This window comes from Streptomyces inusitatus, from assembly GCF_014651115.1.
Lineage (GTDB): Bacteria > Actinomycetota > Actinomycetes > Streptomycetales > Streptomycetaceae > Streptomyces > Streptomyces amakusaensis.
Genome location: NZ_BMWG01000027.1, coordinates 71,638 through 98,568, shown reverse-complemented (window position 1 = coordinate 98,568; position 26,931 = coordinate 71,638). Strand labels below are relative to the sequence as shown.

The following is a 26,931-nucleotide window of genomic DNA, read 5'->3' as shown; positions in this document are numbered from 1 at the left end:
AACAATTTTTAGCCTCAGTCCCCGGACACATTGTGTCCGGGGACTGAGGCATTTTTGCGTTCAGGATCTTTTATTCGGCGGTTTCGGCGGTGACCACGGCGACCTGCTGCCAGTACCAGTCGGACTCGGACATGGCCCGGAGATCAGGACGGGCGGCGAGAGCGTGGAGTTCGCCGTAGGCCAGCACCTTGCGGGGCGAGGGACGGCGGGGTGGCGCGGGTGCGGCGTACGAGACGATCAGGTCGATCAGCCGACCCGGCAGGGAGCGGGGCAGGGACCGCTTCCAGGCCCGTATCAGCTCGGCGTGCGCCTGCGGTGGCCGCTGCACCCGAGCGAGCATCTCCAGCCTGCGCAGCTGCTCGTCCCCGGCCGATTCGTACAGGGCCTGCCAAGTGGCCCTGCGCCATCTCAGCTCGAACAGCAGATCCTCGGCGCGGCCCTGCTCCGCCGACGCCAGCTCGCTGAGGGACACCTCCTCGCTGAGTACCTGGGTGATGGTGGCGATCGGCTGGCCCAGACTGCGTAATCGTCTGATCAGACAGAGGCGTTCCAGGGCATCCGGCCCGTAGCGCCGATGCCCGCCGGGGCTTCGGCCCACCTCGGGCAGCAGCTTGATATCGGTGTAGTACCGGACCGTCTTCACCGGCAGCCGACTGTGCGCGGCCAGTTCACCGATGCTCCACCCGCCCTGTGGAGTGGGGCGCGTCACATTGTTTCGCATGCTCTTGAACCTCCCGTGTGAGGGAGGTTTTACGGTAGGAGCCGCCGGCGGGACGGTGAAGGCAAGTACCGGCCGCTTGGGGCCGCCGTCCGGCCGGGAAACACGGATCGATCGTCAACCGATCTTCAACCGTTCTCCGGAAGGGAGAGCCATGGCGAAGAAACGGACACGCTTTCTGGCCGCCGTTCTGCCGATGATCGCCGCAGCGGGCCTGGTGACGGCCGCGGCGCCCGCGCAGTCGGCCACGTCTGCGTCGGGCCCGCTCGGATGTTCCAATCACCCCTGGTCCAACAAGGACTCAGACTCGGGGCAGGTCACATCGTCGTCGCTGGTTCGCCCCGGGCCGCACGCGTCCTGCGGTGAGACGGCGAGGGTTTACCCCGGCGAGGTGCTCTACTACCACTGCTACGTCACGAACGAGTCGGGCAACACCTGGACCCATCTCCGTATCAGCGGCACGAATATCCAGGGCTGGGTGTACGACGGCAATCTGAACGACGGCGGTTCCACGAAGGTCTGTTGATCGGCTCAGCCGGTCAGAGGCTCTGACCAGCGGGCGCGGGCCTGTTCGGCGGAGCGGAGCAGGGCCAGTGTGGGAAGGCCCTGCTCCGCTCCATTCGCCAGCAGCTCCGGAAGCCGGGGAAGCGGAGCCACAGCTGCGACATCGTCCAGAACGAGTGTCATTGGTGGGTCGAGCCGGCCGGCGGATGACCGTGCGGCCATGCGGCGGCCGTGCTCGACCACGTCTGCTGCCAGTGCGGTGAGCAGTGGCATCGCTCCGGGGCGGGATCTGGGGTCCTCTATGGGTTCACCCACCAGATAGAGGGTTCCCCCTTCGTTCGCAAATGATTCCAAGGTGAGGGAATCAGTTCGGTTGGGGGTGCATGCCTCGCGGATATGGATCGAGGAGAGGCCGGACAGCGCTCCGGCCACCAGCTCCTGTGCGATCTCCCGGCGTTCGGGATGGGCGGTGAGCGCCGATTCCAGCAGCCCGGCGAGGCCGCCCGCGGCCTTGGGGTGCGTACGGAGGATGCGTACCGCCTCTTGCGCGCTGCCGCCCTGGGCCCAGCGGTGGACCTGTTTGACGCCTCGGCCGTCCACGGCGGCGGCGTGCAGCCAGCAGCGCAGCAGGGTCTCGGCGGTGTCGGCCATGACGGCGTCCAGGAGGGCGCGCGGCCGGACGGGGGCGAGGAGCGCGGTGGCGCGGGCCGCCGCGACCTCGGCGTCCTCGCAGTGGGAGACGGGGGACCAGTGCAGCCGGGCGGGGGTGTCGCAGAGGTGCCCGGGGTCGTAGACGAGGACCGGGCCGAGCTTGGCCCGGGTGTCCTTGGTCTCGGCCCAGACCGTCGGGTCGGAGGTGACGACGACGGCGGGGCCCTCGGCGTCCAGTACGGCCTGGAGCGCGGCCGGGCGGCGGGCGGAGGGGTCGCCGTAGAGGACGCGCGGGGTGCGCTGGGCCGGGACCGGGACCGGGACTGGGAGGTCGGGCACCACGATCGCCTCGACGGCGGGTGGTTCGGGGTGGTGCGGCGCGGGAGCGGGGGCGGCGCTCTCGCGGAGGCGGAGGCGTTCGGCGCGGCGGGACTCCCGCAGGGCCTTCCAGCGGGCCAGGGTGCCCAGCAGGAAGACCGCCAGGACCAGCAGCACCATCAGCTGACTGATCGCCAGCCCCCAGAACAGCCCGTACCCCGAGAGCTCCCCCGCAGGGGTGCCCGGCCAGGCGCCGGGCAGGTCCTGTGGCGCGGTGACCAGGGAGCGTACGGCCTGTGGGGCGTTCTTGAAGGTGACGTCCGACGGCCAGGAGCCGTGTGCGAGCAGGCCGGAGAGGCCGGTCGCCGTCCAGGTCAGCAGCAGGGAGCTGACGCCGAGGCCGAGCAGCCCGAGCAGCATGCCGTCCGGGACGCCTCCCGATCTCTCCCGCTCATGGCGGCGCTGCTGGGACGGGTGCATCTCACGCCACCGTCGACTCGGAGGATTCGTCCAGCTTGTGACGCTCGATCAGGGAAGCGCGCTGTTCCGCCTCCCACTCCGCGGCTTCCAGATCTTCGGAGAGCACGGAGCCCGATGACTCCGTCATGGCCCGGTCGGTGAAGACCAGGGGGCGTTCCGCCTCGGTGATCAGGTGTTTGACGACCTGCACATTGCCGTTGACGTCCCAGACGGCGATACCGGGGGTGAGGGTCGGGATGATCTCGACGGCCCAGCGGGGCAGTCCGAGGACGAGGCCGGTGGCGCGTGCCTCGTCCGCCTTCTGGGCGTAGATCGTCCGGGTGGAGGCCATTTTCAGGATCGCCGCGGCCTCTCGTGCCGCCGCTCCGTCGACGACGTCGGAGAGGTGGTGGACGACCGCGACGAAGGAGAGGCCGAGGCGTCGGCCGAACTTCAGCAGCCGCTGGAAGAGCTGGGCGACGAAGGGCGAGTTGATGATGTGCCAGGCCTCCTCGACCAGGAAGATGCGCTTCTTCCGGTCGGGGCGGATCCAGGTGTGCTCCAGCCAGACGCCGACGATGGCCATCAGGATGGGCATCGCGATGGAGTTGCGGTCGATGTGGGAGAGGTCGAAGACGATCAGCGGTGCGTCGAGGTCGATGCCGACCGTCGTCGGGCCGTCGAACATGCCTCTCAGGTCACCGTCGACCAGCCGGTCCAGTACCAGCGCGACATCGAGGCCCCAGGCCCGTACATCGTCTATGTCGACGTTCATCGCCTCGGCGGACTCGGCCTCCGGGTGGCGGAGCTGTTCCACGATGTCAGTGAGGACCGGCTGGCGGTGGGTGATGGTGGTGTTGACATAGGCGTGGGCGACCTTGAGGGCGAAGCCGGCCCGTTCGTCGAGGCCGTGGCCCATGGCGACTTCGATGATGGTGCGGAGCAGTGCCAGCTGGCCGGTGGTGGTGATCGCGGGGTCGAGCGGGTTGAGCCGGATGCCGCCGTCGAGGGCGGTCATCGGGTCGAGCCGGATGGGGGTTATCCCCAGCTCCTGCGCGATGAGGTTCCACTCGCCGACGCCGTCCTCGCCCTGTGCGTCGAGGACGACGACCTGGCGGTCGCGGAAGCGGAGCTGGCGCAGTACGTAGGTTTTCTCCAGCGCCGACTTGCCGTTGCCGGACTCGCCGAGGACCAGCCAGTGGGGGGCGGGGAGCTGCTGTCCGTACAGCTGGAACGGGTCGTAGATGTATCCCTTGCCGCTGTAGACCTCACGGCCGATGATCACGCCGGAGTCGCCGAGGCCCGGTGCCGCGGTGGGCAGATAGACGGCCTGCGCCTGCCCGGTGGAGGTGCGCACGGGCAGCCGGGTGGTCTCCACCTTTCCGAAGACGAAGGAGGTGAACGCCTCGGTGAGGATGGACAGCGGATCTCGCATGAGGATCAGGGCCCCTAACGGCGGATGCCGGTCGCGAACGGCAAGGTGTTCACAAAGGCCCGGTGGTGCTCGCGGTCGCACCACTCCAGTTTCAGGTACGACTTGCCGGCCGATGCCCTGATCGTCCGCTTGTCCCTGGCCAGGGCCTCGGGGGAACGGGACGACACCGTGATGTACCCGACGAGGTTGACGCCCGCCGCACCGCTGGCGAGATCTTCACCCCGCTGGTCGAGCCGTCCGTGCGCGGCGATGTCGCGCGGGTCGACCGTGCGGTTCATCTTGGCGGCGCGGCTGGCGTCGGCCTCGTCATTGGTCTTCTCGGTGAGCATGCGCTCGATGGCGACCTCGGTGGGTTCCAGGTCCATGGTGACCGCGACCGTACGGATCACATCGGGGGTGTGGACGAGGAGCGGGGCGAGGAAGTTGACGCCGACCGGGGTCATCGGCCACTCCTTCACCCAGGCGGTGGAGTGGCACCAGGGCGCGCGGGTGGACGATTCGCGGGTCTTGGCCTGGAGGTAGGTGGGCTCCATGGCGTCCAGCTCGGCGGGCCAGGCGTTGCGCTTGGTCATCGCCTGGATGTGGTCGATGGGGTGGTCGGGGTCGTACATGGAGTGGACGAGGGAGGCGAGCCGGCCCTGGCCGAGCGGCTGGCGGACCCGGATGTCGGCCTCGGCGAGCCGGGCGCAGATGTCGGTCAGCTCGCGGGCCATGACGACGGCGAGTCCGGCGTCCTTGTCGAGCCTGCGGGCCTTGGTGCCGGCGGCCGCGCGGGCGGCGCGGGCCATGGCGTTGGCCTCGGCGGCGAGTTCGCGGGTGTAGTGCATGCAGGCCACGAGGTAGGCGCGGTGCTGCTCGCTGGAGGTGGAGACCATCGACTGGAGCTGGTCGTAGGACTCGCGCAGCCAGGGCGGGGAGTGGGTGTCGCCGCGCTGGGCGACGTCCTTGGCGTGGGCGTCGGGGTCGGCCGGGAGGGTGCGGGCGAGCATCTGGATGCGGGTCACGAAGCCGTCGCCGTTGGCGACGTGCTTGAGGAGGGTGCCGAAGCGGTCGACCAGGGCCTCCTGGTCCTCGCTGTCGCGCAGTCCGACGCCGGGGCCCTCGATCTCGATGGCGGCGGTGACGGTGCGGCGGTCGGCGTGCAGGAGTACGGCGATCTCGTCGGGGCCGAAGGGGGCGGCGAGCCAGCTGATCCGGCCGATGCCGGGCGGCGGGCCGACTTCGACCTCACGGCCGTCGAGCGCGGTGCCCGCCTCGGCTGCGGAGGACCGGTAGGCGGTCTTGTTGCCGCGCACGCTGCGTTTGAAGCTGCGGTTGATTTCAAACCATTTGTAGAAGGTGCGGTTTTTGTACGGGACGTAGACGGCGGCGAGCGCGAGCATCGGGAAGCCCGTCAGCAGCACGATCCGCAGGGTGAGCACGGGGACGATGAGGCCGCTCATCATGCCGAGGAACGCACCGGCGATGATCAGGGCGATTTCGCCGGTCTCGCGGTTCTTGCCGATGATCGCGTTCGGCCGGGCGCGGCCGATGAGATATGTCCGGCGGGGTGCGATGGGATGGGACTGGGTCGTCAACGCCCGCCACCTCCTGTGCTCTTGCGGTTGCTGTGCGGGGTGTTGGTGGTGGGCGCGCCGCTACGGGGCGGTGGCGCGCTGCCGCCGGCCGCCGGGCCCGATCCTCCGGTGGAGGGGGTTCCGGTGGGGCGGGAGCTGTGGGCGGCGACGCCTCCGCCGATGGGGTTGGCGGGGCGGGCGGCGGAGCTTGAGCCTCCGCTGTCGCCTCCGCCGCCGGTGTTCCCCCGGGAGCTGTGGGTCTTGATGCCCTGGGAGACGAGGGCGGCGGGGGAGCTGATGACCGCGGCGGCGCGGTTCTCTACGCCGCCCTGGACGCGGTTGTTGCGGGAGGCGACGATCTCGTCGCCGAAGCCGGGGACGAAGCGGTAGATCATCCCGGAGGCGATGATGGCGAGGATGATGATGGCGAGGCCGGAGACGATCGCGCCGATGGAGTCGGTCTTCTCGGAGTTGGTGAGGGCTCCGGCGAGGCCGAGGACGATGGCGATGATCGGTTTGACCAGGATGATCGCGATCATGATGCCGGCCCAGCGGCGGACGTTGCCCCACATGTTCTTGTCGACGAGTCCGGAGTAGACGACGACGCCGAGGAGCGCGCCCACGTACAGGACGATGGCGCGGATGAAGAGTTCGAGGTAGAGCACTCCGGCCGCGACGATGGTGACGAGCGAGACGACGATCTGCATGATCGGGCCGCCGCCGATGTCGTTGCCCTGTTTGAGGGCGGCGGAGAAGTTCCCGAAGAACTGGTCGGTCTGGTCGCCGGTGCCGCCGGTGATGACCTCGGTGACTCCGTCGGTCGCGGAGACGAGGGTGTAGAGGATCAGCGGAGTGAAGGCGGAGGCGAGGACGGCCAGCCAGAGGAAGCCGATGGCCTCGGTGAGGGCGGTGGTGAGGGGGACGCCGCGGATGGCTCGCTTGGCGACGGCGAGGAGCCAGAGGAGGAGGGTGAGGACGGTGGTGGCGGCGAAGACGATGGCGTACTGGGAGAGGAAGGTGGTGTTGGTGAAGTCGACGGTGGCGGTCGACTTCACCGCCTTCGAGAGAGTGTCGACGGTCCACGAGGCGGCGTCGGTGCAGGCGCGGCCGAGGGCGCCGAGGGGGTCGGCGGCGCTGGTGGGGTCGAGGGAGTTGCTGGAGCTGCCGCTTCCGCCGCCGTTCTCGCCGCGCTCGCAGAGGTCCTGTGCGGCGCCGGGCACGATGCTGCACGGGTCGTTGCTGGAACTGGGGCTCGGCGAGGGTGACGGCGAGGGCGTGGGCGCCGCCGTCGCCCGGGAGGCGAAGAGGACGATCGACGCCGGGACGGCGGTCAGGGTGGCGAGGACCCTGGTGCGAAGGTGGCCACTACCGGGCATAGGTGAAGCCTCCGTATCCCGCTACAGCACTGGCGATCTCGTCCGCGGAGGACGCGCGATTGTCCCCGTAGACCGGTGTCGGTCCCTCTTTCTGGGTCGATGAGACGATCTTCCAGTCGTTGTCGACCCAGCGGAGCTTCTGGGTGAGCGTGAACCAATTCTCGGTCACCGGCTTGACGGAGGACGGCCCCGCCAGACCGATGAGACCCGTGCACCACACTTCCACGGTCACCATGTCGCCCTTCTGCTCCGTCACCGAGGTGCCGACGGGGACGGTGCGGGAGATGAAGGAGAGCCCCTTGGGCGCGGTGCCGTCCTCCTCCAGGCCGACGCCCGCCAGGAATCCGGGGGAGTACGCCTTGTCCAGGTCCGTCAACAGGCGCTCGACCGTGGCGGGGTCGTGCACGGTTCGGACGATGTTCTCCCGGGCGGCCGTCTTGAACATCCCGTCGGAGCCCAGGGCCACGGCGTAGTTCGCGGCCGCGCTCTGGGCGCCCTGTTCGGTTTTGGGGTGGCCGGTGGGGATGGATTGGGTGTGGCCCTGGACGGGTTTGACGCCGGTGGGGGCGGTGGGGTGGGTGCCGGGGCGGTTGGCGGGGGAGCCGGGGGTGGAGGTGGTGGTGTCGGGGGTGTCGCCGCGGTTGGCGAAGGCGATGGCGGCGATGAGCAGGACGACGACGCCCACCACGGTGATGAGGGAGCGGGAGCCGCGGGCCGGGCGGCGTGGGCCGCCGTGGGCGTCGGTGTCGGCGGTGCCGGGCAGACGGGTGCGGGTCTGGCCCGTACCGCCGAAGCCGTCGTCGCCGCGGCCGCCCGGATCGCTGCGGTAGCCGTGGTCGTCCCCGAGGCTCATCTTGCGTACTTCCCCTCGCTCCGCTGGGGGAGACGCCCTCCCTCAACCAGGTGCGCACCCGTGCCGTGTGACACGGAGTCATACGACGACGGTAGCCGCGCTGAGGTCCGCGCGGGCGCGGTGTGGTGACTCGACATCGGGGAGACGCAACCTCTGAGGGTGGGCCGGGCACACGGGGAGCTGGGGAAAGGGGGCGGGGGAGAGGTGGCGGGAGTGGGGTCAGACGGCCATCCCGTACACGATGGTGAAGACCGTTCCGAGGGAGCCGATGATGAAGACGCCGGTCAGGCCGGCGACGATCAGGCCCTTGCCCTGTTCCGCGCTGAAGGTGTCGCGCAGTGCCGTCGCGCCGATGCGCTGCTTGGCCGCGCCCCAGATCGCGATGCCGAGGCAGAGCAGGATGGCCACGGCCATCACTACCTCGATCATCACCCGGGCCTCGTTCCCGAGGCCTCCGAAAGGCCCCCAATTTGGAGCGATTCCGCCGATGATGGTGGTGATATCGCCCTTTTCGGCTGCCAGGATCATGTGTAACTCACCGCCCCTGTCGGGTTGTTAGCCGCCCGTGCCCCTCGGCATGGGCCATCCCTCTATCTTCGCTGATGAAACCGCCCTCGTATGCCGACTTGGCGGGTCTCTTTAGTCGATCTCCGCACGTATGACCGATGCCACTGTCCTGAGCTGCGGAGAACTGGATCAGAGCGCCCCATTGAGCCCGTACCGTCACTCTGTGTATCACGGAGAGTGACTCCGGGCAATGACTGTCGTTGTCCCACCTTTGGGGCGCTCCTCACGTTTCGGGCGCGCTCTGTCCCCTTTGATGCCGGGGTGGTCACAACGTCCTCTCGGAGGGTGCCCACTTGGGTACGGTGTGCCGCGTGACCGGACACGAGGACATCCGCGGGCGGATCGACACCACACGCCCTCATACCGCCCGCATCTGGAACTACTGGCTGGGCGGCAAGGACAACTACCCCGTCGACCGGGAGGCCGGCGACCGGATCCGGGCGATCCACCCGGGGATAGGGGAGTACGCGAGGGCCGACCGCCTCTTTCTGGGGCGGGCCGTGCATCAGCTGGCCGCGCACGCGGGCATACGGCAGTTCCTCGACATAGGCACCGGCCTGCCCAGCGCCGACAACACCCATGAGGTCGCCCAGCGCATCACGCCGGACGCCCGGATCGTGTACGTCGACAACGACCCGCTCGTCCTCACCCACGCCCGGGCGCTGCTCACCAGCACCCCCGAGGGCCGCACCGACTATCTCGACGCCGATCTGTCCGACACGGACGCCATCCTGGAGCGCGCGGCCCGGACGCTCGACCTCTCCGAGCCCGTGGCGCTGATGCTGCTCGGCGTGGTGATCTTCATAGCGGATCACGAGGCCTCGTACGGGGTGGTACGGCGTCTCATGGCCGAGCTGCCGCCCGGCAGCCATCTGGTGCTCTCGCATACGATCACCAGCCCCTCGATGCCGGACGTGGACGCGGCGGTCGCCTTCTGGAACGAACACGGCACCCCCCGGCTCACCCAGCGCACGCCCCGGCAGGTCGAGCGGTACTTCGACGGCCTGGAGCTGCTCGACCCCGGAGTGGTCTCCTGCTCCCGCTGGCTGCCGCCGTGCGGCTTGGACGCCGACAGCGACAGCGGCATCGGCACCGGTATCGGTGTTGACGCGGACGGCGGTGTCCCCGACGAGGTCGCGATGTTCGGCGGCGTGGCGAGAAAGCCCTAGGGACGCCTCGTCGAATCCCCGTTCTGTCCCCTTCGTCCACCTCCGGAATCGACCTTCCCCCACCTACACTGACGCCAGGTGGCGTACTCCCCACGGGTGAAGGGCGGTTGACGGTGCGTAAGGCGTGGCTGATCGCGGGTGTGTCCGCGGGGATGGCCCTGGCGTTCGTCGCGCTGCTGGTGATCGGGACCTTCTCCGCCGCCGCCGGGCTCTTCGGCGGCGGTGTCGACGCGAAGAACAGGGCGCTCGGGCTCGCCAAGGGCGCGGTTCCCGCGCGCTATCAGGCGCTGGTCCAGAAGTGGGGCAATCTCTGCCCGGAGCTCACGCCCGCGCTGCTCGCCGCCCAGCTCTACCAGGAGAGCGGCTGGAACCCGCGTGCGCAGAGCCACGCCGCCGCGCAGGGCATCGCGCAGTTCATCCCCGGCACCTGGGCCACCCACGGCATCGACGGGGACGGCGACGGGGACCGGGACGTCTGGGACCCGGCCGACGCGATTCCGTCCGCCGCCAGCTACGACTGCGCGATGGCCAAGTATGTGAGCAAGGCGCCCGGCGACCCCACCAGCAACATGCTCGCCGCGTACAACGCGGGCCCGTACGCCGTCATCAAGTACGGGGGCGTCCCCCCGTACAAGGAGACGCAGAACTATGTGAAGGTCATCCAGACGCTGGAGAAGAGCTTCGCGAGGCCCGTCGGCCGGGTGGATCCCTCGCGGCAGGCGGCCGGTGCGATTGAGTTCGCGCAGAAGCGGATCGGCACCCCGTACCTCTGGGGCGGAAACGGCACTCCCGAGCACGGCGGGCGCTTCGACTGCTCCGGGCTGACGCAGGCCGCGTACCGGACCGTGGACATCGAGCTGCCCCGGGTGGCCAACGATCAGTACAACGCCGGACCGCACCCCTCCCGCGAGGAGCTGCTCCCCGGCGATCTGGTCTTCTTCTCGGACGATCTCACCAACTCCCGGGCCATTCGCCACGTCGGCATCTATGTCGGCGGCGGATATATGATCAACGCTCCCCGTCCCGGGGCCGTGATCCGCTTCGACAAGATCGACACCCCGGACTACTTCGGGGCCACCCGGGTCACCGAGGAAGGCGCGAAATCGCTTCCCACGCTGCCCCCGGAGGCCTGACAGGGCTTGTCCGGCCCGGCCGGGGAAGCCACTGCCGGGCCATGGTCCCGGACGGCGGCGACGGATCTCCACAGCTCTCCACAGGCTCCACGGGTCTCCCTCGGATCTCTCTTCGATAACGTCCTGGTGAGCGTTGGGTGGAGAGTGGAACGCCGTGGGGAACCGGGCCGTTCCCTGGACGGAGCGGCCGTGCCGGGCCCGTGCCCGGCCGGCGCGGACGGACACCGACACCGACGCCGAGCAGTTCAGGTCGATACAGAGGCAAGGGGCCGCAGCAGATGGCTGGACTCGCAATGGGGATCCCCCTCGCGGAGCCAAGGACGGGGCTTTCCCTCGCGCAGGCGGGCGGGGGGTCGGGCGCCGATCTCAATCTGCTCTACGACATCAACGGCCTGTCCAAAGCCGCCCCGCCGTGGTTCGACCGCATCATGGGGTTCGTCGGCGAGTACGGAATCATGTTCGGGCTCGCCGTCGTCGGACTCTGGGCCTGGTGGAGCGTACGCCGCCTGGGCACCGCCGAGGACTCGACCGCCGCCGTCACGGGGCTGGTCTGGGCGCCGCTCGCCGCCGCCGTCGCCGTGGTGGTCAACATCCCCATCCGGGGCTTCGTGGAGCGGCCCAGACCGTTTGTGGACCACAAGGGCCTGGAGGTCCTGGTCGCGGGCAAGACGGACTACTCCTTCGTCAGCGATCACTCGACCATGGCCATGGCGCTCGCGGTCGGCATCTTCCTCGCCCACCGCAGGCTCGGCTTCGCCGCGCTCGGTCTCGCGCTCGCCGAGGGCTTCCTCCGCGTCTACATGGGCGTCCACTACCCCACCGACGTCATCGGCGGCTTCGCCCTCGGCACGGCGGTGACGCTGCTGCTCGCGCCCCTCGCGATGGCGCTGCTGACCCCCGTGGTGTCGGCGATCGCCGGGTCGAGGGTCGGCGGCGTGCTCGTACGGGCCAAGCGGCCGCGCTCCGGCCGGAACGGCGAGCGGGGCGGGGCGCTGGGCCTCCCCGAGCCGAGGGGCAAGGGCGCGGGCGAGAGGGATCTCGCCGCCTGACCGCACACCGCACACCGCACACCGCACACCGCCCATCGCAGGGCCTCCGACGAGCCCGTCCGCGTCACTCCTCCCGAGTGACCCGGGCGGGCTCGCCGCCGTTCAGGGCGGAGCCGAAGGAGGCCCGGGGCCGGGGCTGTCAGCGGCGGTTGTTGCGGCTGCGCCGCTGATGCCGGCGGACTATCAGGACGGTGGCGGCCGCGGCCATCGCCCCGGTGCCGGCGACGGAGAGCGAACTCTCGATCGGACCTTCCGGCTTCGCCGCCGTGGGCGGCTGAGCCGTGGGCGTCTGTGCGGCGGATGCCTGTGCGGCGGCCGCCGCCCCGCCGAGGGGCAGGGCGAGTACGAGTACGGCGGCGGAGGTGAGGACGGCTATTCGGCCGCCGCGGCGCGCGGAGCGGCTTCGGGATCGCTTCATGGCAGGACGTCCTTGGGTCGGCCGGAGTGCGGCCGTCGAAGGCGGATCGGTGTTCCGGTGAACACCCCTTGTGGACAAGGGCACCGCCGCCGGGGTCCGACGGCCATCCGGACGCCTCCGTACGGGGCCGTCCGGCGGCCCGATCCGCCCGTTCAGCCCTCCGGGAGGGGCACGGCCTCCGGGGAGTGCGCCCGCGCGTCCGAGCGCGCGCGCTCCCGGGACCGCCGGGCCGGGCCCGACCAGCCGCAGGAGCAGCGGGCCACGGCGAAGGACCCGCGCTCGGCGGTGCCGGTGCGATGAAGCGCCCCGGCGGGGGCCGGAAGGTCTGACGGAAGCACACCCCCACGGTACTGGGGTGGTGCGGGCCGCACACGGCCGCGTGACGGCGGGCCCCGGTTCTCGTTAGGCGGGGCGGGCGGAGGTCTCTGGGAAGCAGCGGTCCGGTGTTGGGGGTTGGCAGGCGATGGTGGCGCAGCAGCACAGGCGTACGGGCGGGACGGTCGCCCTGGCCGCGGTACTGGGAGCGATGGCGGTCGGCGGGTGCTCCGCCGGGGTGAGCGGTCCCGCCGACGGCAGGCCGCGGCTCGACACCGTCCAGGGCCAGGCGGGGCAGGTGGCGGACGAGCGCTCGGACGAGGTCCGTACGGCCGCCGACAGGCTCATCGCGGCGGGCAGCGCCCGTGCCCGCACCTCGATGGAGACGGCGGCCGGAGGCACCCGGGTGACGATCCGGGGCGAGGGGGGTTATGACTTCGTCCGCCGCGAGGGCCGTCTCACCGTGGTCCTGCCCAAGGACCCGGCGGGCATGGAGGCCCGCCGTCCGGTCACCGAGCTGATGACCCCCGGCGCGCTGTACATGAAGAACCGGGGGGCGGGGGTCCCCGCCGACAAATGGGTACGGGTCGACACCACCACGCTGGAGGACGGGAACCTGGTCACCGGGGGCGCGACCGACCCGCTGGCCGCCGCCGAGCTGCTGCGCAGCGCGCGGAACGTGATCTACCTCGGGGAGGAGACCCTCGACGGCGCGACCGTGCGCCACTACCGGGGCGACGCCGACATCGCGCGGGCGGCCCTGGCCGCCGAACCGCACGCCCGGGCCTCGCTGGCGGCGGCGGCGAAAGGGTTCGCCAGGGACGCCGTCCCGTTCGACGCCTACCTCGACGAGCGGGGGCGGCTGCGCAAGGTGCTCCACCGTTTCACCTTCACCAACGGCGCGGGCACGGTCGAGGTCGCCTCGACCACCCTGCTGTACGACTTCGGGGCTCCGGTCGTCGTACGCCTGCCCGACCGCCGGGACATTTACGCCGGAAAGATCAGGGGCTAAATGGTCCGGACGTGCCATGCGCGGTCGGTTCGTCACTCCCTACGCTAGGGATATCGGTACCGGCAGGAAGAGGTGAAATGCACGTGGCTGCGCCCAGTACGACATTGGTACAGGACCACGTGGCCCTCGCCGAGATCGAGCTGTGCGGCGATCTGATCATCGCGGCGTCGGCGGCGGACGGGGAGCGGCTCAGCTTCGACCGTATCGACGAGGTGCTGAAGGTGGCCGCGGAGCGGTCCGCCCGGCAGGCCGGGCACGCTCAGGCGCAGCAGGTCCGGCGGGCCCGGCAGGGCTGACCGGGGTGTGGCCGGGGCGGCGGTGCGCCCCGGCCCTTCCTTTTTCGGCGGCGGTGGGCCTCAGGTGCGCAGAAGGCGGGCGATGGCCTTGGTGGCCTCCTCCACCTTGGCGTCGATCTCGGTGCCGCCCTTGACGGCCGCGTCGGCGACGCAGTGCCGCAGATGCTCCTCCAGCAGCTGGAGCGCGAAGGACTGGAGCGCCTTGGTGGACGCGGAGACCTGGGTGAGTATGTCGATGCAGTAGACGTCCTCGTCGACCATCCGCTGGAGGCCCCGGATCTGGCCCTCGATCCGGCGGAGCCGCTTGAGGTGCTCGTCCTTCTGGTGGTGGTAGCCGTGGACGCCCTGGTCGTGGTCGGTGACCGGGCAGTCCGCCGGTGCGGCGGCGGTGTCCGCGACCGGGGGGCCGGCCGCCTCGGTGGTCGTCATCGGTTCCTCCCGTTGTCCTGCGCTCTGTGTCCGAAAATGATCTGCTGACAAACCAGGGCTGTATACCCCTCGTGGGTATATGGTACCGAACGGCCGGGGAAAGGGGTCTTCCGCGCGCCCGAGGGTCCCCCGCCCGTCCCCCGCCGCGATGGGCGACACTGAGGAACACCGGTTGGCCGTGGCCGGATGAATGCGCCTAGCATCAGCCTGTCCGAACCCAGAGCACCCGAGGACCCCACGTGCGATTTCGTCTGACCCCCAGGGAGACGAGCTTCTACGACATGTTCGCCGCGTCCGCGGACAACATCGTCACGGGCTCCAAGCTCCTGATGGAACTGCTCGGGGCCGATGCCTCCGGGCGGGCCGAGATCGCGGAACGGATGCGGGCGGCGGAGCACGCGGGCGACGACGCCACCCATGCCATTTTCCACCAGTTGAACTCCTCGTTCATCACGCCGTTCGACCGTGAGGACATCTACCGGCTGGCCTCCTCCCTCGACGACATCATGGACTTCATGGAGGAGGCCGTCGACCTCGTCGTGCTCTACCAGGTCGAGGAGCTGCCCAAGGGGGTCGAGCAGCAGATCGAGGTGCTGGCCCGCGCGGCCGAGCTGACGGCCGAGGCGATGCCGCATCTGCGGACCATGGAGCATCTGACCGAGTACTGGATCGAGGTCAACCGGCTGGAGAACCAGGCGGACCAGATCCACCGCCGGCTGCTCGCGACCCTCTTCAACGGCAAGTACGACGCGATCGAGGTGTTGAAGCTCAAGCAGATCGTGGATGTGCTGGAAGAGGCCGCCGACGCCTTCGAGCATGTGGCGAACACCGTGGAGACCATCGCGGTCAAGGAGTCCTGACCCTCGTGGACACCTTCGCCCTGATCGTGACCATCGGCGTCGCGCTCGGCTTCACGTACACCAATGGCTTCCACGACTCCGCCAACGCGATCGCGACCTCGGTCTCCACCCGGGCGCTGACGCCGAAGGCGGCGCTGGCGATGGCCGCGGTGATGAACCTGGCGGGCGCGTTCCTCGGCCAGGGGGTGGCCAAGACGGTCAGTGAGGGCCTCATCGCCACGCCCCAGGGCAGCAAGGGGATGGGCATCCTCTTCGCCGCGCTGCTGGGCGCGATCGTCTGGAACCTGGTCACCTGGTACTTCGGGCTGCCCTCGTCCTCCTCGCACGCCCTGTTCGGCGGGATGGTGGGCGCGGCGCTCGCGGGCGGCACGGAGGTGATCTGGTCCGGGGTGCTGGAGAAGGTCGTCATCCCGATGTTCGTCTCGCCGCTGGTCGGTCTTCTCGCCGGTTATCTGGTGATGGTCGCGATCATGTGGATCTTCCGCAAGGTCAATCCGCACAAGGCCAAGCGCGGCTTCCGGATCGCCCAGACCGTCTCGGCGGCGGCGATGGCCCTCGGCCACGGTCTCCAGGACGCTCAGAAGACGATGGGCATCGTGGTGATGGCGCTGGTCATCGCCGATGTGGAGCAGCAGGCCGACGAGATCCCGATCTGGGTGAAGATCGCCTGTGCGGTGATGCTGTCGCTGGGGACCTACGCGGGCGGCTGGCGGATCATGCGTACGCTCGGCCGGAAGATCATTGAGCTGGACCCGCCGCAGGGCTTCGCCGCGGAGACCACGGGGGCGTCCATCATGTTCGGCTCGGCGTTCCTCTTCCACGCGCCGATCTCGACCACCCATGTGATCACCTCGGCGATCATGGGCGTCGGGGCGACGAAGCGGGTGAACGCGGTCCGCTGGGGCGTCGCCAAGAACATCGTCCTGGGCTGGTTCATCACCATGCCGGCGGCGGGCGCGGTGGCGGCGATGAGCTACGGGGTGGTCTGGCTGGTCTTCGGCTGACCGGCGGTACGTGAGAAGGGCCGGCACACGCGATGTGCCGGGCCTTCTCCGTACCGCTCTGTACCGCTCCGTACCCCGTGCCCCCATGTGTCCCGGGCCGGGCATACGAAAGGGCCCGCCCTCGGGGGGTGAGGGCGGGCCCTTCGTCTCGTGGCGGCACCGCCATGCAGCACCCCGAGACGTGTGGGGCGTGCGGTGCTCAGCCGAAGCGGCCGGAGATGTAGTCCTCGGTCGCCTGCACCGACGGGTTCGCGAAGATCCGCTCCGTCTCGTCGATCTCGACGAGCCGTCCGGGCTGTCCGACCGCCGCCAGATTGAAGAACGCCGTACGGTCGGAGACCCGCGCCGCCTGCTGCATGTTGTGGGTGACGATCACGATCGTGAACCGCTCCTTCAACTCGCTGATCAGGTCTTCGATCGCCAGCGTCGAGATCGGGTCCAGCGCCGAGCAGGGCTCGTCCATCAGCAGCACCTCGGGCTCGACCGCGATCGCGCGGGCGATGCACAGCCGCTGCTGCTGGCCGCCGGAGAGGCCGGAGCCCGGCTTGTTCAGCCGGTCCTTGACCTCGTTCCAGAGGTTGGCGCTGCGCAGGGACTTCTCGACGATGTCCGTGAGCTGGTTCTTCTTGTACGAGCCGTTGAGCCGCAGGCCGGCCGCCACATTGTCGAAGATCGACATGGTGGGGAAGGGGTTGGGGCGCTGGAAGACCATGCCGACCGTGCGGCGCACGCCGACCGGGTCGACGTCCGAGCCGTACAGATCCTCGTCGTCCAGCAGCACCTTGCCCTCCACGCGGCCACCGGGGGTGACCTCGTGCATACGGTTCAGGGTGCGCAGGAAGGTGGACTTGCCGCAGCCGGAGGGGCCGATGAAGGCCGTCACCGAGCGGGGCTCCACCGTCATCGAGATGTCCTCGATCGCCTTGTGGGCGCCGTAGTAGGCCGTCAGACCGCTGACGTCGATTCGCTTGGCCATCTTCTTAGATCACTTCCAGGAGGCCGCTAGCGGCCGGTCTTCGGGGCTTTCCAGCGGGCGATTCCGCGGGCCACCAGGTTGAGGAGCATGACGAAGGCGATCAGGACCAGGGCGGCGGCCCAGGCGCGGTCGTACGACGCCTCGCTGCCGACCCGGTACTGCTCCCAGATGTAGAACGGGAGCGACGACTGCGCGCCCTCGAACGGATTGGCGTTGATCAGCTGGCTGCCGAAGACCAGCAGCATGATCGGTGCGGTCTCTCCGGCGATGCGCGCGACGGCGAGCATCACCCCTGTGGTGATACCCCCCAGTGCGGTAGGAATCACCACTTTGAGGATGGTGCGCCACTTCGGCACCCCCAGGGCGAGGGAGGCCTCGCGCAGCTCGTTCGGGACGAGCTTCAGCATCTCCTCCGTGGAGCGGACCACCACGGGGATCATCAGGATCGCCAGGGCCAGCGCGCCCATCAGGCCGGAGGGGCTCAGCTCGAACATCAGCATGATCGAGAGGAGGAAGAGGCCCGCGACGATCGAGGGGATGCCGGTCATGACGTCGACGAAGAAGGTCACGGCCTTGGCGAGCGCGCCCCGGCCGTACTCGACGAGGTAGATCGCGGTCAGCAGACCGATCGGCACCGAGATCACGGTGGCGAGTCCGACCTGCTCCAGGGTGCCGATGATCGCGTGGTAGACGCCGCCGCCCGTCTCGAAGCCGGGGACCCCGGCCATGGAGTGGGTCAGGAAGTATCCGTCGAGCACCTTCAGGCCCCGGCTGACCGTCACCCAGATCAGGGAGAACAGCGGGACGACGGCGAGGATGAAGCAGACCCACACCACGCTGGTCGCCAGCCGGTCCTTGGCCTGCCGCTTGTTCTCGACCGTCGAGGTGACCGTGTACGAGATGAGCACGAAGAACAGGGCGGAGAGCAGTCCCCACTGCGTCTTGCTGTGCCAGCCGGCCACCGCGCCCAGGCCGCAGCCGAGGGCGATCGCGGCGGCCGCGAAGCCCAGCGGGGCCCAGCGGGGCAGCGAGCGCCCGCTCAGGGTGGAGGGCGGGGTGGGCGGGCTGGGGGTGGGCGGCACCTGTACGGCTGTCTGGCTCATGCGTTGGCCCCCGAGTACTCCTTGCGGCGGGCGATGATGAGGCGGGCCGCGCCATTGACCAGCAGGGTGAGGATGAACAGGACGAGCCCGGAGGCGATCAGGGCGTCGCGCCCCAGCTCATTGGCCTCGTCGAACTTCGCCGCGATGTTCTGGGCGAAGGTGCCGCCGCCCGGGTCGAGCAGATGCAGGGAGATCACGAAGCTCGGGGAGAGGACCGTGGCCACGGCCATCGTCTCGCCGAGCGCCCGGCCCAGGCCCAGCATCGAGGCGGAGATGACTCCGGAGCGGCCGAAGGGGAGCACCGACATCCGGATGACTTCCCAGCGGGTGGCCCCGAGCGCCAGTGCGGCCTCCTCGTTCATCCTGGGGACCTGGAGGAAGACTTCACGGCTGACGCTGGTCACGATCGGCAGGATCATGATGGCGAGCAGGACGCCCACGGTGAAGAGCGAGCGGGCGACGCCGACCTCGGTCTTGTCGAAGATGTAGGTCCAGGCGAAGAACTCGTCGAGCCAGAGATTCAGCCCTTCGAGGTACGGCACCAGGAAGAGCGCGCCCCAGATGCCGTAGATGATCGACGGGACGGCCGCCAGCAGATCGACCACATAGGCGAGGGGGGCGGCCAGTCTGCGCGGCGCGTAGTGCGAGATGAACAGCGCGATGCCGACCGCGATCGGCACGGCGATCACCATCGCCACGAGCGAGCTGACGACGGTGCCGAAGAGCAGTACCGCGATGCCGAAGACCGGCGGGTCGCCGGCCGGGTTCCAGTCGAAGGTGGTGAGGAAGTTGCCCTCGTCCTGCGAGATGGCGATGACGCTGCGGTAGGCGAGGAACCCGGCGATCGACGCCATGATCACCAGGAGCAGGATGCCCGAGCCCCGGGAGAGCCCGAGGAAGATCTTGTCGCCCGCGCGGCCGGTGGAGGCGGATTTCCCCGGACGGGCCGGCGGGGCCGGGGGGAGGTCAGTGGGTGTGGTGGATGCCATGGTCTTTCCGGTCTGGGTGAGGGGAGCGGAGTGACTCCCCCGGCGGCGGTGCACCGGACGGGGCGGCGGGCGGGGACGCTGGGCGGGGGCACAGGCCCCCGCCCGCCGCTCCGGGTTTACTTCAGACCCGCGACGGTCTCGCGGACCTTGGCGTTGATCTCGGCGGGGATCGGGGCGTAACCGGCGGTGGAGAGCACCTTCTGGCCCTCCTCGCCGGCGGCGTAGCCCAGGAAGGACTTGACGGTGTCCAGCGTCTCCGGCTTGTTGCCGCTGTCGCAGACGACCTCGTACGTCACCAGGACGATCGGGTACGCGCCCTCGGCCTTGGTGGTGTAGTCCAGCTCCAGGGCCAGGTCCTTGCCGGTGCCCTTGACCTTGGCGGCGGCGATCGCCTTGGAGGCGTTCTCCGAGTTGGCCTCGACGGGGGCGCTCGCGCCGGTGTCGATGCTGACCGTGGGGATCGACTGGGAGGTGGCGTACGACAGCTCGAAGTAGCCGATCGCGCCGTCGACCTGCTTGACCTGGGCCGCGACACCGGAGGAGCCGGAGGCCGCCTGGCCGCCGGGGGCGGGCCACTTCTTCTCGGCCTCGTACGGCCAGTCGGCCTTGGCGGTGGCCCCCAGGTACTTGCCCAGGTTCTGGGTGGTGCCGGAGTCCTCGGAGCGGTGGAAGGCCTGGATCGCCTTGTCGGGGAGGGACGCGCCCTCGTTGAGCTTGGTGATCGCCGGGTCGTTCCACTTCTTGATCTTGCCGTTGAAGATCTTGGCGATGGTGGCGGCGTCGAGGTTCAGCCTGTCGACGCCGGAGAGGTTGTAGCCGATCGCGATCGGGCCGCCGACCATGGGGAGGTTGATGGCCTGGCCGCTCTTGCAGATCTTCTTGGAGTCGGCGACCTCTTCCGGCTTGAGTGCCGAGTCGGAGCCCGCGAAGCCGACCGTGCCCTGGTTGAAGGCGACGATTCCCTCGCCGGACGAGGAGGACTTGTAGTTGATCTCCACGCCCGAGCAGGCGGCCATGTAGTCCTTGACCCACAGGTCCATGGCGTTCTTCTGCGCGCTGGAGCCGGAGGCGAGCAGCTTGCCCTTGGCGCCTTCGCACTTGATGTTCGAAGCGGCGCTGGTCTTGCCGTCGCCACCGCCGGTGCCGCCGGTGTTGTCGTCCGAACCACACGCCGTGAGGACCAGGGCGCCGGTGACGGCCAGGGCGCCGAGCGCGGTGGCGCGAAGCCCGTTCTTGCGCTGAAGCTTCACTTTCGGGTGTTCCTTCCAGAAGCCGCCGGGACGCTCTCTGTCGCCGGACGTCCGGTGGCGGCGTGTGTCGGGGGTGGGGAAGCCGGCCTGCTGCCGGTTACCGCGTAAGGCCGAAATTAAGCAGATCAGGTGAAGCCGCCCACGGGGGCGAGTGAACGTCAGGTGAACCGTGTCGGGCGGCTGGGTGCGGGCCTGGCCGAAGCCGTACGGAAGGCCTCGTGGAAGGCCGTACGGGAAGCCGTGCGGGAGTCGCACGGGAGTCGCGCGGAAGGGCCCGCGAAGGCGCCCGGGAGGGGTTGGGCCGGGGCGCTCGTCGGCGCGCGCGGCGACGGCCTCAGGCCGTGGGGCGTATGTGCTCCCCGGCGTCCGGCCGCAGATGGCGCGTGGGCGCCCGGCCGGGGGCGGGGGTGTGGCGAACGGGCATGATCCGCGACCGTACACCCCTTGTCCGGTACGCGGGAGGGCCTCGAACGGGTGCGCGGATCCGATGGGTTCCGGTGCGCGCGGCGGCCCGGCGCGGGCCTCAGCGGCCGTCGGCCGCCGGTCCCCGGGCGTCGAGGAAGGCGGTCACCAGCTCGGCGTCCCGCTCCTGGGTGAGCAGCTCCCGCGCCTTCGCGGGCGAGAGCCAGCGCACCCGGTCGACCTCGCTGTTGGGGGCGAAGGAGCCACCGGTGGCCTCGGCAGCCCAGTAGCGGACCTCCTTGGGGCGGCCCTCCACGAGATAGCGGACGGCGGGCAGCTCCGGGCCGGGGGCGCAGTGCGCGCCGGTCTCCTCCAGCACCTCGCGCAGCGCGCCGTCCAGGGCGCTCTCGCCGGACTTCAGCTTGCCCTTGGGATGCGACCAGTCGTCATATTTCGGTCGATGTACGAGACAGATCTCCACGCCGTCGCCGTCGCCGTCAGCGCTGCCGCTGTCGCCCGGCGCGCGCCGCCAGAGCACGCACCCGGCCGCGAGCACCGGCTCCTCGTTCCCCTGCCTGTCCTGCGCCGTCACCGTCCGCCTCCCGTCGGGGCCCCGGCGGCCGTCTGCCAGATCTCCTGGAAGGCGAACCGGGCCGCCTCCACCTCATGGCGCTGATCCGCGTGGAGCACTCCGAGCACATACGCCGTCGCCGGGGCGATCCTCGGGGTGCGGGCCGCGACGGCGGCGGTGGTGGCCGCCTCGGAGGCGTCCCGGTGGCGGTCCAGCAGCCGCCCGGCCCCGGCCAGCACCGGATCGGGCTCGGGGCCGGTCACCTCCAGGGCGTACCGATGGAGTCTGAGCAGGCTGCGGACCCGGTGCCAGGGGGCGTCCTGGGCCTCCTCGGCGGACGCGGTCAGCCCGTGGACCAGGGCGTCGGCGTTGTACGGGCGTCCCGCGCGGGCGAGCGGGAGCCCGGCGGCGGCGTCCAGCAGCCTTCGCCGTACGGCCTCGGTGACGGCGTCGGCGGGCGGCGGCGGGAAGGCCGGGGCGGGGGGCCGCTCGGAGGCGAGGAGGGCGACGGCGTCCGCGACCGCGTGGAAGCGGGCGGAGCCGAGCGCCTGGAGCGCGGCCGAGTGGGAGCGGGTCCTGCCGAGGGTCAGCTGCCGCTCCAGCAGGGCCCCGGCGCGGGCCGCGCCCATGCCGAGCGGCCCCCGCGCTTCGGCCTTCCCGCCGCCGCCCGCCGCACTGCCTGCCCCGCCGCTCGCCCCGGCCGCTCCCGACAGCCGGGTCAGGGCCGCCACCAGCCGGTTCAGCCGTGAGACACAGGCGTGCTCCTGCGCGAGCGTGGTGGCGAGCCAGGTCAGCTCCGCCCGGAGTCCGTCCGCCCACACCGGGTCCAGCATCGGCCGGAAGGTGTGCAGTGTGCCGCTGATGCGCCGGGAGGCGGTGCGCAGGGCGCGGGCGGCCTCCGCCGCCCCCGCCGTGTCCGCGCCGCTCTCCCCGTGCAGCCGCAGCCCGCGCAGGAACTCACCCGCCCGTGCGTGCAGATACCCCGCGAGCGCCTCCCCGGCCGAGGGGGAGCCGCCCGGGGCGTGCGCCGCCGGGGGCGCTCCGCCCTGGGCGGGGACTCGGGGCAGTTCAGGTTTGAGCACGCCTTCGCCTCCGGGACTCAATGAGCGTCTCCTGCACATTGCGCAGCGGCTGACCGTCCTGGTCGGTCGCGTGACGCGTCCAGGCCCCGTCCGGGCCCAGATGCCAGGAGGATGTGGAATCGGACATGCCGGTCTCCAGCAGCCGGGTGAGGGCCGCGCGGTGGGCCGGGTCGGTGACGCGTACCAGCGCCTCGATCCGGCGGTCGAGATTGCGGTGCATCATGTCGGCGCTGCCGAACCAGACCTCGGGTTCGCCGCCGTTGCCGAAGGCGAAGACCCGGGAGTGCTCCAGGAAGCGGCCGAGCACCGAGCGGACCCGGACGTTCTCCGAGAGCCCGGGTACGCCGGGGCGGATCGCGCAGATCCCGCGCACCCAGATGTCGACGGGCACGCCCGCCATCGCCGCCCGGTAGCAGGCGTCGATGATCGCCTCGTCCACCATCGAGTTGACCTTGATGCGGACATAGGCGGGACGCCCGGCCTTGTGGTGGGCGGCCTCCTTGTTGATCCGGGAGACCAGACCGTCGCGGAGCGACTTGGGCGCGACCAGCAGCCTGCGGTAGGTCTCGCGCCGCGAGTACCCCGACAGCCGGTTGAAGAGGTCGGAGAGGTCCGCGCCGACCTGCGGATCGGTGGTCAGCAGGCCGAGGTCCTCGTACAGCCGGGCCGTCTTCGGGTGGTAGTTGCCGGTGCCGACGTGGGAGTAGCGGCGCAGGGTCTCGCCCTCCTGGCGCACCACCAGGGAGAGCTTGCAGTGGGTCTTCAGACCGACGAGTCCGTAGACCACGTGGCAGCCGGCCTCCTCCAGCTTGCGGGCCCATTTGATGTTGGCCTGCTCGTCGAACCGGGCCTTGATCTCGACCAGTACGAGGACCTGCTTGCCGGACTCGGCCGCGTCGATCAGCGCGTCCACTATCGGCGAGTCGCCGGAGGTGCGGTAGAGGGTCTGCTTGATCGCCAGTACGTCGGGGTCGGCCGCCGCCTGCTCCAGGAAGGCTTGTACGGAGGTGGAGAAGGAGTCGTACGGGTGGTGCAGCAGTACGTCGCGCTCGCGCAGCGCCATGAAGATGTCGGGCGCGGAGGCGGACTCGACCTCGGAGAGGTCGCGGTGGGTCCCGGCGATGAACTTGGGGAACTTCAGCTCGGGCCGGTCCAGTGCGGCGATCCCGAAGAGACCGGTCAGATCGAGCGGACCGGGCAGCGGATAGACCTCCGCGTCGGACACCTTCAATTCGCGGACCAGCAGATCCAGTACGTACGGGTCGATCGACTCCTCGACCTCCAGCCGGACCGGCGGGCCGAAGCGCCGCCGCATCAGCTCCTTCTCCAGGGCCTTGAGGAGGTTCTCGGCGTCGTCCTCCTCGACCTCCAGATCCTCGTTCCTGGTCACCCGGAACATGTGGTGCGCGAGCACCTCCATGCCGGGGAACAGCTCCTCCAGATGGGCCGCTATGACGTCCTCAAGGGGCACGTACCGCTGGGGCGAGGCCTCCAGGAAGCGGGAGAGCAGCGGCGGGACCTTCACCCGGGCGAAGTGGCGGTGGCCGCTGACGGGGTTGCGCACCACGACGGCGAGGTTGAGGGAGAGGCCGGAGATATACGGGAAGGGGTGGGCCGGGTCCACGGCCAGCGGGGTCAGCACCGGGAAGATCTGCTGGCGGAACAGGGTGAAGAGGCGGGCCTGCTCCTTCTCGGTGAGATCGGGCCAGCGGATCAGATGGACGCCCTCGTCGGCGAGGGCCGGGGAGACGTCCTGCTGGAAGGCGGCGGCGTGCCGGGCCATCAGCTCGCGCGAGCGGGTCCAGATCAGGTCCAGCACCTCGCGGGGCTGGAGGCCGGAGGCGGAGCGGGTGGCGACCCCGGTGGCGATACGCCGTTTGAGGCCGGCGACCCGGACCATGAAGAACTCGTCCAGGTTGGACGCGAAGATCGCGAGGAAGTTGGCCCGCTCCAGGAGGGGGGTCGCCGGGTCCTCGGCGAGTTCGAGCACGCGTTCGTTGAACGCGAGCCAGCTGCGCTCGCGGTCCAGGAAGCGGCCCTGGGGCAGCTCGGTGCCGTGGCCGACCCGGTCGTCCTCCTCGTAACCGTCGAGATCGGCGTCGAGATCGGGCTCCAGATCGGAGACCGTGGCGGCGACGGTGTGCGGTCGGTGCGCGGCTATGGAACCGACGGACGGCTGGGGATGCTGGACCGATGCCTCGGCGGGCTGCTGACTCATAAGCCCATTCTTCCGCGCGAAGGGGGCGACGGGCGCGTCGGAGCGGGCGGGAGCGATCTTTCCGTTGACGGCGGCGGGGACGGCGGCGGGCACAGCGGGCTGCATTGGGAGAGGTTCGCAGCGCTGTCTGAATGGCCGGTGAAGAGGGGGTGACGCCCCGGGGGGCGTGTGGCCTCCGGCCGGGGTACGGGACCCCGTGCCGGTCAGGACCCCGTACGGCTCAAGACTCCGTGCGGCTCAGGACTCCGTGCGGCTCAGGACTCCGTGCGGTACATCAGGTCGACCTCGTGGGTGGTGAAGCCGAGGCGCTCGTAGACGGTGACGGCGGCGGTGTTGTCGGCGTCGACGTAGAGCATCGCGGTGGGGAGTCCCTGTGCGGCCAGATGGCGCAGTCCCACGGCGGTGAGGGCCTTGCCGAGGCCGCCGCCCTGCGCGTCGGGGCGGATGCCGACGACGTACACCTCGCCGAGGCGCTCGGCGGCGTGCGTCTTCGTCCAGTGGAAGCCGATGATCTCGCCGTCGCGCTCGGCGAGGAAGAATCCGGCGGGGTCGAACCACGGCTCGCTCTTGCGGTCGTCCAGGTCCCGCTGGGTGAGGGAGCCCTGCTCGGGGTGGTGGGCGAAGGCGGCGGCGTTGACGGCGAGCCAGGCGGTGTCGTCCTGGCCGGGGACGAAGGCGCGGATCGTGACCCCGGGCGGGAGGACGGGCTCGGGGATGTCGAGGGGGGCCAGCGGGCGGCGAAGCTGGCGCAGTTCGCGGAAGAGGGTCAGGCCCAGGACCTGGGCGAGATGGCGGGCGGCGGACTTTCCGCCGTGCGCCCAGACCCGCAGCCGTTTGCCGGAGGCGGCGAGCAGCGCGCTGCCGAGCGCCCGGCCGTGGCCGCGCCCCCGGCGGGAGGGGCGGACGACGAGTTCGGCGGCGGGGGCCTCGACCGGGTCGACGTCCTCCAGCTGGGCGTATCCGGTCAACTCCCCGTCCACGGTGAGCAGCAGATGCCGTACGCCCTCGCGCCGGCCGCCGCGCAACTGGAGCCTGCCCTGCTCGGAGACGGCCTGGGTGCCGTCGGCCTCGGCGGCCTCGGCGAGCAGGTCGAGCACCGCGCGCGCCTGCTCGGCGGTCAGCTCGTCCTGGGTGCTGATCTGCCTGCCGGGTCCCGCGGTCGCTGCGTCAGTCGTCATGGGAAGAGCCTACGGCGGCGGGAATCGCCCTGAGGGGTCCGGCGGTGTGATCGGTGTCGCACGGGAGTTGATCCCGGCCGGGGGTCCGTCAGGGGTCCGCCGAGGCGCTGCCGGGGGTCCGCCGGGGAGGCGTCGGGTGTGACGCGGTGTGGTCGGGGCGGTGGTTCCGGATCCCGGTGGGGCGCGCGAGGTGCCGGGGCGCACGGCACGGGGGCGGCGAGCGGGAGAGCGCCGAAGGGCCGGGTCGGGCGAGAGCCTGGGGCCCTTCGCTGAGCTGGGCATCCTGCCCGCCCGCCGGGCGCGTCCGCCGGGTTGTGCGCCCCCCGGCCGGGTTGTGCGCCCCTTCGTCCGTCCGGGTGAGCTGGGGAGTCCTGGGGCCGGGTGCGAGAGGGTGGTGTCCGCCTGTTGCGCCCCTGCTCTTCGTGGCGCTACGGTCGCTGTGCGTCGCCATCACGGGCCGATTCTCCGGCCTCCGCCCCCGCGACAGGAGGCGAGACATGCTCGCACCTTCCCATCTGGCGATTCTTCGAGGAACAGGGCCGTGCGCCGGTCCGGAGCGGTCGCCGCTGACGCGTCCGGGCCTCTGGTACGAGCTTCTGCGGTACCGCCCGTGCGCCGAGAACGAGAGCGAGCGGAGCCCGGAGCCGTGCGAGTCGGCCGCGCCGGAGAGCCCGCGCCAGGCGATACGCGCGCTGCGGGGCTCGGTCCGCGACTGGGCGGCCCGGATGCCGCCGCGCGACCGGTACGCGATCCTGACGGCCCTCGACGACCACAGCGACAACGGGCTCTCCGGGGATGTGCAGGCGGTCGCCGCGCTGTACCAGGGGCTGCCGGTGGGCTTCGCGCACACCGCGCAGAACGGCGACCATCTGGAGTGGGCGGTGCGGCCCGTGCTCTTCCTCGCGCTGGTCTAAGACCCGGCGCACGGCGGGCGGCCCGGGCCCCGGGCCCGGGCGGCCGCCGCCCTCGGTCTGCCCCCCCGCCGCCCTCCCCCCCGCCCCCCCGCGCCCGGGGGGCCCCCCGCGGGGGGCGCGGGTGTA

Annotated in this window: 27 protein-coding genes; 9 read left to right on the top strand and 18 right to left on the bottom strand. The window is 70.6% G+C overall.

Annotated features, from left to right (window positions below; all coding sequences use genetic code 11):
* Positions 1–70: 70 nt before the first annotated feature.
* Entirely contained in the window at positions 71–721 is a 651-nt protein-coding gene (locus tag IE247_RS29950) for a helix-turn-helix domain-containing protein (RefSeq protein ID WP_190126457.1), read from the bottom strand.
* A gap of 151 nt (positions 722–872) precedes the next feature.
* Between IE247_RS29950 and IE247_RS29945 the strand changes: the two genes are divergently transcribed.
* On the top strand, positions 873–1,244 hold the full coding sequence (locus tag IE247_RS29945) for an SH3 domain-containing protein (RefSeq protein ID WP_190126456.1): 372 nt from the start codon (positions 873–875) through the stop codon (positions 1,242–1,244).
* Between the two features lie 5 nt (positions 1,245–1,249).
* On the opposite strand, the gene IE247_RS29940 is transcribed toward IE247_RS29945, so the two are convergent.
* The 6 genes from IE247_RS29940 to IE247_RS29915 form a co-directional block, all read right to left on the bottom strand.
* The gene (locus IE247_RS29940; RefSeq protein ID WP_190126455.1) at positions 1,250–2,671 is read right to left on the bottom strand and encodes a type IV secretory system conjugative DNA transfer family protein; all 1,422 of its coding nucleotides are present in this window, start codon (positions 2,669–2,671) and stop codon (positions 1,250–1,252) included.
* A 1-nt stretch (position 2,672) separates the two neighbouring features.
* On the bottom strand, positions 2,673–4,085 hold the full coding sequence (locus tag IE247_RS29935) for an ATP-binding protein (RefSeq protein ID WP_190126454.1): 1,413 nt from the start codon (positions 4,083–4,085) through the stop codon (positions 2,673–2,675).
* Between the two features lie 14 nt (positions 4,086–4,099).
* Complete coding sequence (locus IE247_RS29930) at positions 4,100–5,662, bottom strand: SCO6880 family protein (protein ID WP_190126453.1); 1,563 nt, start codon at positions 5,660–5,662, stop codon at positions 4,100–4,102.
* A complete protein-coding gene (locus tag IE247_RS29925) occupies positions 5,659–7,017 on the bottom strand; it encodes a hypothetical protein (protein WP_190126452.1) in 1,359 nt (452 codons plus the stop codon). Before IE247_RS29925 ends, IE247_RS29930 begins: the two co-directional genes overlap by 4 nt.
* Positions 7,007–7,870, bottom strand: coding sequence for a hypothetical protein (locus tag IE247_RS29920; RefSeq protein WP_190126451.1), 864 nt, complete (start codon positions 7,868–7,870; stop codon positions 7,007–7,009). The genes IE247_RS29925 and IE247_RS29920 overlap by 11 nt, the downstream gene beginning before the upstream one ends.
* 219 nt (positions 7,871–8,089) lie before the next feature.
* Complete coding sequence (locus IE247_RS29915; protein WP_153482055.1) at positions 8,090–8,398, bottom strand: DUF8827 family protein; 309 nt, start codon at positions 8,396–8,398, stop codon at positions 8,090–8,092.
* Positions 8,399–8,739: 341 nt separating this feature from the next.
* Between IE247_RS29915 and IE247_RS29910 the strand changes: the two genes are divergently transcribed.
* The 3 genes from IE247_RS29910 to IE247_RS29900 all read left to right on the top strand — a co-directional run bounded on the left by IE247_RS29910 (position 8,740) and on the right by IE247_RS29900 (position 11,788).
* Positions 8,740–9,606: an SAM-dependent methyltransferase gene (locus IE247_RS29910; protein ID WP_229869443.1), complete on the top strand. Its 867-nt coding sequence runs from the start codon at positions 8,740–8,742 to the stop codon at positions 9,604–9,606.
* A gap of 152 nt (positions 9,607–9,758) precedes the next feature.
* Positions 9,759–10,739: a C40 family peptidase gene (locus tag IE247_RS29905; RefSeq protein WP_190126465.1), complete on the top strand. Its 981-nt coding sequence runs from the start codon at positions 9,759–9,761 to the stop codon at positions 10,737–10,739.
* A 293-nt stretch (positions 10,740–11,032) separates the two neighbouring features.
* A complete protein-coding gene (locus tag IE247_RS29900; RefSeq protein ID WP_190126464.1) occupies positions 11,033–11,788 on the top strand; it encodes a phosphatase PAP2 family protein in 756 nt (251 codons plus the stop codon).
* 139 nt (positions 11,789–11,927) lie between these two features.
* Here the strand turns inward: IE247_RS29900 and IE247_RS29895 are convergent, their stop codons facing one another.
* Both IE247_RS29895 and IE247_RS29890 read right to left on the bottom strand, forming a co-directional pair.
* Positions 11,928–12,206 (bottom strand): hypothetical protein, encoded by a 279-nt coding sequence (locus IE247_RS29895; RefSeq protein ID WP_190126449.1) that lies wholly within the window; start codon positions 12,204–12,206, stop codon positions 11,928–11,930.
* A gap of 152 nt (positions 12,207–12,358) precedes the next feature.
* A complete protein-coding gene (locus IE247_RS29890) occupies positions 12,359–12,544 on the bottom strand; it encodes a hypothetical protein (RefSeq protein ID WP_190126448.1) in 186 nt (61 codons plus the stop codon).
* Positions 12,545–12,669: 125 nt separating this feature from the next.
* Between IE247_RS29890 and IE247_RS29885 the strand changes: the two genes are divergently transcribed.
* Both IE247_RS29885 and IE247_RS29880 read left to right on the top strand, forming a co-directional pair.
* Positions 12,670–13,533, top strand: a complete 864-nt coding sequence (locus tag IE247_RS29885) for an SCO4651 family lipoprotein (protein WP_190126447.1) — start codon at positions 12,670–12,672, stop codon at positions 13,531–13,533.
* 77 nt (positions 13,534–13,610) lie between these two features.
* The gene (locus tag IE247_RS29880) at positions 13,611–13,829 is read left to right on the top strand and encodes a hypothetical protein (protein ID WP_190126446.1); all 219 of its coding nucleotides are present in this window, start codon (positions 13,611–13,613) and stop codon (positions 13,827–13,829) included.
* Between the two features lie 60 nt (positions 13,830–13,889).
* Here the strand turns inward: IE247_RS29880 and IE247_RS29875 are convergent, their stop codons facing one another.
* Positions 13,890–14,258 (bottom strand): metal-sensitive transcriptional regulator, encoded by a 369-nt coding sequence (locus tag IE247_RS29875; RefSeq protein WP_190126445.1) that lies wholly within the window; start codon positions 14,256–14,258, stop codon positions 13,890–13,892.
* Between the two features lie 239 nt (positions 14,259–14,497).
* On the opposite strand from IE247_RS29875, the gene IE247_RS29870 reads away from it, so the two are divergent.
* Positions 14,498–15,118 carry a DUF47 domain-containing protein gene (locus IE247_RS29870; protein WP_190126444.1) on the top strand — a complete coding sequence of 207 codons (621 nt, stop codon included), beginning with the start codon at positions 14,498–14,500 and terminating at the stop codon, positions 15,116–15,118.
* Between the two features lie 5 nt (positions 15,119–15,123).
* The gene (locus tag IE247_RS29865) at positions 15,124–16,122 is read left to right on the top strand and encodes an inorganic phosphate transporter (protein ID WP_190126443.1); all 999 of its coding nucleotides are present in this window, start codon (positions 15,124–15,126) and stop codon (positions 16,120–16,122) included.
* 199 nt (positions 16,123–16,321) lie between these two features.
* Here the strand turns inward: IE247_RS29865 and pstB are convergent, their stop codons facing one another.
* The 8 genes from pstB to mshD all read right to left on the bottom strand — a co-directional run bounded on the left by pstB (position 16,322) and on the right by mshD (position 25,891).
* Positions 16,322–17,098, bottom strand: a complete 777-nt coding sequence (gene pstB, locus IE247_RS29860) for a phosphate ABC transporter ATP-binding protein PstB (protein ID WP_190126442.1) — start codon at positions 17,096–17,098, stop codon at positions 16,322–16,324.
* Positions 17,099–17,124: 26 nt separating this feature from the next.
* Positions 17,125–18,201, bottom strand: a complete 1,077-nt coding sequence (gene pstA, locus IE247_RS29855) for a phosphate ABC transporter permease PstA (RefSeq protein ID WP_190126441.1) — start codon at positions 18,199–18,201, stop codon at positions 17,125–17,127.
* The gene (gene pstC / locus IE247_RS29850) at positions 18,198–19,190 is read right to left on the bottom strand and encodes a phosphate ABC transporter permease subunit PstC (RefSeq protein ID WP_190126440.1); all 993 of its coding nucleotides are present in this window, start codon (positions 19,188–19,190) and stop codon (positions 18,198–18,200) included. The genes pstA and pstC overlap by 4 nt, the downstream gene beginning before the upstream one ends.
* A gap of 116 nt (positions 19,191–19,306) precedes the next feature.
* Positions 19,307–20,440, bottom strand: coding sequence for a phosphate ABC transporter substrate-binding protein PstS (gene pstS, locus IE247_RS29845; protein ID WP_190126439.1), 1,134 nt, complete (start codon positions 20,438–20,440; stop codon positions 19,307–19,309).
* 523 nt (positions 20,441–20,963) lie between these two features.
* Positions 20,964–21,434, bottom strand: a complete 471-nt coding sequence (locus IE247_RS29840; protein WP_190126438.1) for an NUDIX hydrolase — start codon at positions 21,432–21,434, stop codon at positions 20,964–20,966.
* On the bottom strand, positions 21,431–22,516 hold the full coding sequence (locus tag IE247_RS29835; RefSeq protein ID WP_373305626.1) for a CHAD domain-containing protein: 1,086 nt from the start codon (positions 22,514–22,516) through the stop codon (positions 21,431–21,433). Before IE247_RS29835 ends, IE247_RS29840 begins: the two co-directional genes overlap by 4 nt.
* Positions 22,482–24,713, bottom strand: coding sequence for an RNA degradosome polyphosphate kinase (locus tag IE247_RS29830; protein WP_190126463.1), 2,232 nt, complete (start codon positions 24,711–24,713; stop codon positions 22,482–22,484). Before IE247_RS29830 ends, IE247_RS29835 begins: the two co-directional genes overlap by 35 nt.
* A gap of 254 nt (positions 24,714–24,967) precedes the next feature.
* Positions 24,968–25,891, bottom strand: coding sequence for a mycothiol synthase (gene mshD, locus IE247_RS29825; protein ID WP_190126436.1), 924 nt, complete (start codon positions 25,889–25,891; stop codon positions 24,968–24,970).
* A 497-nt stretch (positions 25,892–26,388) separates the two neighbouring features.
* Here mshD and IE247_RS29820 point away from each other — a divergent pair, with 497 nt between their 5' ends.
* A complete protein-coding gene (locus IE247_RS29820; RefSeq protein ID WP_190126435.1) occupies positions 26,389–26,805 on the top strand; it encodes a hypothetical protein in 417 nt (138 codons plus the stop codon).
* The last annotated feature ends 126 nt before the right edge of the window (positions 26,806–26,931 follow it).

Bases quoted from the DNA above. Each gene is read 5' to 3' on its own strand.
- pstB (WP_190126442.1), bottom strand. From the start codon at position 17,098: ATGGCCAAGCGAATCGACGTCAGCGGTCTGACGGCCTACTACGGCGCC.
- pstA (WP_190126441.1), bottom strand. From the start codon at position 18,201: ATGAGCCAGACAGCCGTACAGGTGCCGCCCACCCCCAGCCCGCCCACC.
- IE247_RS29885 (WP_190126447.1), top strand. From the start codon at position 12,670: ATGGTGGCGCAGCAGCACAGGCGTACGGGCGGGACGGTCGCCCTGGCC.
- IE247_RS29895 (WP_190126449.1), bottom strand. From the start codon at position 12,206: ATGAAGCGATCCCGAAGCCGCTCCGCGCGCCGCGGCGGCCGAATAGCC.
- IE247_RS29935 (WP_190126454.1), bottom strand. From the start codon at position 4,085: ATGCGAGATCCGCTGTCCATCCTCACCGAGGCGTTCACCTCCTTCGTC.
- IE247_RS29880 (WP_190126446.1), top strand. From the start codon at position 13,611: ATGCACGTGGCTGCGCCCAGTACGACATTGGTACAGGACCACGTGGCC.
- mshD (WP_190126436.1), bottom strand. From the start codon at position 25,891: ATGACGACTGACGCAGCGACCGCGGGACCCGGCAGGCAGATCAGCACC.
- IE247_RS29925 (WP_190126452.1), bottom strand. From the start codon at position 7,017: ATGCCCGGTAGTGGCCACCTTCGCACCAGGGTCCTCGCCACCCTGACC.
- IE247_RS29915 (WP_153482055.1), bottom strand. From the start codon at position 8,398: ATGATCCTGGCAGCCGAAAAGGGCGATATCACCACCATCATCGGCGGA.
- IE247_RS29900 (WP_190126464.1), top strand. From the start codon at position 11,033: ATGGGGATCCCCCTCGCGGAGCCAAGGACGGGGCTTTCCCTCGCGCAG.
- IE247_RS29875 (WP_190126445.1), bottom strand. From the start codon at position 14,258: ATGACGACCACCGAGGCGGCCGGCCCCCCGGTCGCGGACACCGCCGCC.
- pstC (WP_190126440.1), bottom strand. From the start codon at position 19,190: ATGGCATCCACCACACCCACTGACCTCCCCCCGGCCCCGCCGGCCCGT.
- IE247_RS29820 (WP_190126435.1), top strand. From the start codon at position 26,389: ATGCTCGCACCTTCCCATCTGGCGATTCTTCGAGGAACAGGGCCGTGC.
- IE247_RS29830 (WP_190126463.1), bottom strand. From the start codon at position 24,713: ATGAGTCAGCAGCCCGCCGAGGCATCGGTCCAGCATCCCCAGCCGTCC.
- IE247_RS29945 (WP_190126456.1), top strand. From the start codon at position 873: ATGGCGAAGAAACGGACACGCTTTCTGGCCGCCGTTCTGCCGATGATC.
- IE247_RS29940 (WP_190126455.1), bottom strand. From the start codon at position 2,671: ATGCACCCGTCCCAGCAGCGCCGCCATGAGCGGGAGAGATCGGGAGGC.
- IE247_RS29950 (WP_190126457.1), bottom strand. From the start codon at position 721: ATGCGAAACAATGTGACGCGCCCCACTCCACAGGGCGGGTGGAGCATC.
- IE247_RS29905 (WP_190126465.1), top strand. From the start codon at position 9,759: ATGGCCCTGGCGTTCGTCGCGCTGCTGGTGATCGGGACCTTCTCCGCC.
- IE247_RS29920 (WP_190126451.1), bottom strand. From the start codon at position 7,870: ATGAGCCTCGGGGACGACCACGGCTACCGCAGCGATCCGGGCGGCCGC.